Source organism: Vibrio sp. M260118, assembly GCF_036533755.1.
Taxonomy (GTDB): domain Bacteria; phylum Pseudomonadota; class Gammaproteobacteria; order Enterobacterales; family Vibrionaceae; genus Vibrio.
On record NZ_JATABG010000434.1, the window covers coordinates 1 to 2,583 of the forward strand.

Here is a 2,583-nt window from a genome sequence, read left to right on the forward strand (position 1 = left end):
ATGCTTAGCTTGGCTCTCTTTACTAACTCGCGAATATATATACGCATCTCTAACTTCCATGTCTTTCCTCACAAAAAAGCCACTGTTTCCAGTGGCTTAGTATATCAAAATAAAGAGCTATCATTACTTATTAAGTAATGCCAATGATTGTTGTACTATAACACCCTCTTCATTGGTTGGGATAACCATAGCTACAGCATCTAGTAGCTCTGATTTGGCAATGATGCCAGCGTTACCAAAACGTGCAGCTTCATTGCCTTTCTTATCTTCAACAAAACCAAGCAACTTCAAGTTGTTAAGTACTTCTCGGCGAATATCCAACGAGTTTTCACCGATGCCACCAGTAAAAATAATGGCGTCTAAGTGTTCGAGTGGAATCATGTAAGAACCAATATACTTCGCTACACGGTAGGTGAACACTTCAAAGGCAAGTTTTGCCCCTTCATGGCCTTCTTCCATCGCTTGCAAAATCCCGCGCGCGTCAGATGTTACGCCCGAAACCCCTAAGAAACCCGACTTCTTATTGAGGGTTTCAAAAACTTGCTCTTGCGTCCAACCTTTCTTCATCAAAAATTCGATGATCCCTGGGTCTAGATCGCCTGAACGTGTACCCATCATTAAGCCCGCTAGCGGAGTAAAACCCATCGAGGTATCGACAGATTGGCCGTCTTTAATTGCACAAACCGACGCACCATTGCCAAGATGAACTGTGATAAAGCTTGCAGCATCAACAGGCTTATTAAGCATTTTTGCGGCTTCGCGACTAACAAAATAGTGGCTAGTGCCGTGGAAACCGTATCGGCGAATACCATATTCTTTATACAGCTCGTGTGATATTGCACCAGTAAATGCTTTTTGCGGCATTGTTTGGTGGAACGCAGTGTCAAATACAGCGAACTGAGGAAGGCTCGGAAAAGCTTGCATAGAAGCTTTGATGCCTTTTGCGCCTGCTGGGTTGTGGAGCGGTGCCAGGTCAGACAAGTTCTCAATTTCTGTAAGTACTTCGTCGTTAATACGAACTGTTGAAGTAAACCTTTCTCCGCCATGTACGATACGGTGACCCACGGCAACTAAATCTTTCGTGAATCCAAGAGTCTCCATGAGTGCAACGATTCGATTGATTGCATGCTGATGATGGTTGTCTGGAGCATCAATCGCTTCTTCGGTTTTATCACCGTTGAATTTCCAGCTAATTACGGCTTCTGGTAATCCAAAGCACTCACCTAAGCCGCTGACAATCGCGTCACCTGACTTGGAGTCGATTACAGCAAATTTTAATGAAGAGCTACCAGAGTTAATGACCAGCACAAACGAGTTCGACATGGATTTGTTCCTGTTTCAGACGGTATTAGTGAAGCTGTACGCTTCAATATTGTTGAGTCTATTATTCAATATTTTTTGAATCTTTCAACTTTTATTGGTCTTTTTAAACAAATCAAACAAATTTTCTTGATCTACCGCAAGCGCAAATTTATTTCACATCAAAAAATTAATAAGGACCTATCAGTCAAAAGTCATGTACCACTTAAATCACGCATCTAAAAATAAAAAGCTGCCCCGAAGAGCTGCAAATGTTCAAAGATCAAAGCTTCAAAAATAGTTAGAATTGATACGCAGCGGACAGTTTGATGTTTCTACCTGGCTCTAGATCATCCGTACTTTGACCCCTCGCAAGACCTGAACGTGATGCGTGTGAGTAGTAAGCTTCATCAAGTAGGTTATCAATACCAAACGTGACTGTCAGATTATCATGAGATTGTGGAACCCACTGTGCATAGATGTTATGAACACTATAGCTTGGTTTAGGCTCCGATCCAGAAGCCACGTTTGTCTCTTCGTATACAAACTGTGAGTTCCAGCCAAGTAGCAATCCATAGTTATCTAGGTAGTAATCGGCAGTAAAGTTAACGCTATCGCCCACATCGATACTTCGACCATTGTAGGTCACAGGCTCACTGTTCTCGCTATGACGTGTACACGAGCTTGCGTATGATAGCTTAGTTGCCAACCCTTCGTGCGCGTAACCGAAGCTTAGCTCAAAACCTTTAATTTCAACATCACCACTGTTTACGTATGTAGCATTATACGCTTGGTCATACTCACTCGTGATGTAGTCTTCAATTAGAGTGTTAAAGATGGTGAGATCACCACTAAACCTATGTCCTTCTATACTCGATGCAAAGCGCAATCCAGCCTGCTTGTTGATCCCCGTTTCTGGCTTGATGTCATCAGCTAACCTGGTATTAGCTTGGGAGAAGACAAATGTATCCAATAAATCAGGCGCCTTAAACAAGCTACGGGTATTGGCAAACACTTCCCATGCCTCAGTTGCTTGCCATGATGTACCTAATGACCAAGTTACATCATCAAAATCTTTGCTACCTGTGACTGACTCACGGTCAAACGTATCGTAACGTAGTCCAGCGGTTAAAGAGAGGTTACTCAAAACATACAGTGTATCTTCGGCAAAAATAGCGGTTGAAGTGGTATTCTCTTCATTGCCACTGTTGTCAAAAGCATTATGGTTCTCTGACTTTCGCTTCACGTAGTCGACACCGTACGCTAGCTCGTTATCTAACAAAC

At 42.7% G+C, this 2,583-nt stretch carries 2 protein-coding genes; both read right to left on the reverse strand.

All coding sequences use genetic code 11. The features are described from left to right. Positions 1–123 precede the first annotated feature (123 nt). A complete protein-coding gene (locus QTO00_RS17970; protein ID WP_331425996.1) occupies positions 124–1,323 on the reverse strand; it encodes an acetate/propionate family kinase in 1,200 nt (399 codons plus the stop codon). A gap of 277 nt (positions 1,324–1,600) precedes the next feature. Continuing rightward, positions 1,601–2,583 (reverse strand): TonB-dependent receptor domain-containing protein (locus QTO00_RS17975; RefSeq protein ID WP_331425997.1); only part of this gene is annotated, 983 nt, incomplete at its 5' end.

Excerpts from the sequence above, each read along its gene's own strand:
- QTO00_RS17970 (WP_331425996.1), bottom strand. The coding sequence starts at position 1,323 with ATGTCGAACTCGTTTGTGCTGGTCATTAACTCTGGTAGCTCTTCATTA.